The sequence below is a fragment of the Streptomyces sp. NPDC051286 genome (assembly GCF_044455345.1).
In the GTDB taxonomy this organism is placed as follows: Bacteria; Actinomycetota; Actinomycetes; order Streptomycetales; family Streptomycetaceae; genus Streptomyces.
Genome location: NZ_JBITER010000164.1, coordinates 1 through 1,198, shown reverse-complemented (window position 1 = coordinate 1,198; position 1,198 = coordinate 1). Strand labels below are relative to the sequence as shown.

The following is a 1,198-nucleotide window of genomic DNA, read 5'->3' as shown; positions in this document are numbered from 1 at the left end:
CATCGCCCTCGCCATGCTCACCCTCGGCGGACACCGCCCCCACCTACCAAGCCGTCAAACCAGATAACCCCGCCCACGGAAGCGACCGAAGAGCCGGATTTTCCGCTGGGGAGGTGGGTTCACCAGCAGCGCAAAGCGCTGCGGGCCGGGGAGCTGGAGCCACGGCGCAAGACCCTGTTGGACGCGCCGGATGCCGGGATGGTCTGGGAGCCCGGCGAGGAAGCCTGGGAGAACAAACTCGCCGCGCTCCGGTCATACCGGCGGACCACCGGACACCTCGCACCCCGCCAGGACGCGGTATGGGGCGAGAGCGAGGCCGAGGGCCTGGTGCCCATCGGGCAGCACATGGCCAACCTCCGCCGCAAGGACGGCCTCGGGAAAGACCCCGAGCGGGCCGCCGTACGCGCGGCGCAGCTGACGGAGATCGACCCGGACTGGAACCGCCCATGGCCACTGGACTGGCAACGCCACCACCGCGTCCTCGCCGACCTCGCCGCCGACGAACCAGGCGGCCACCTGCCCGACATCGCTCCCGGAGTGCTGATGGACGGCGACGACATCGGACGGTGGCTGAAGCGGCAGACCCAGCAAGGCAACTGGGCACAGCTGTCCACCGAACAGCAGAAGCGGCTGTCCGCACTGGGCATCAAGCCCGCCGAGCGGCCGTCTCCAGCCCCGGCGGCCAAGGGCGCGGCGAAGGGCCCGAGCAAGACGCAATTGGCATTCCAACGGGGCCTGGCAGCCCTCGCGCAGTGGGTAGAACGGGAAGGCGCCCACCGGCCGGTGCCCCGCGGGCACGGTGAGCCGATCGCAGTCGACGGCGAGGCGGAGCCGGTGGTCGTAAAGCTGGGCGTATGGGTCACGAACACCAAGGCGAGGCGCGACAAGCTCACCCAGGAGCAGCTGGACGCGCTCCGGAAGCTGGGCATGCAGTGGGCGTAATGGTGCTGTCCCGTTAGAACAGCTCGCACCAGTACACACAAAGCCCCTGGGACATCATGGTGGGCGAATCCCCCGGGGGTCTTGTGCTGCTGAACGTCAGCGTGACGATCGCACCCACCCATACGATGTTCGCTCCGCTTGACTTTCCTCTGGAGCACCATGCCTGCGTTCCGCGTAATTCGGGGGTTCTGGAGTCCGTCCCAGGCTGAAGGTGCAGGTCAGTGGGTTGGAGGCTGGTGACATGGACAGATTCGCC

1 protein-coding gene is annotated in these 1,198 nt (G+C 68.2%); it reads left to right on the top strand.

Translation table 11 applies throughout. From position 1 onward, the window contains the following. Positions 1–942, top strand: a 942-nt coding sequence (locus ACIBB8_RS37965) for a helicase associated domain-containing protein (protein ID WP_398959989.1), incomplete at its 5' end; no start/stop codon positions are given. Positions 943–1,198 lie beyond the last annotated feature (256 nt).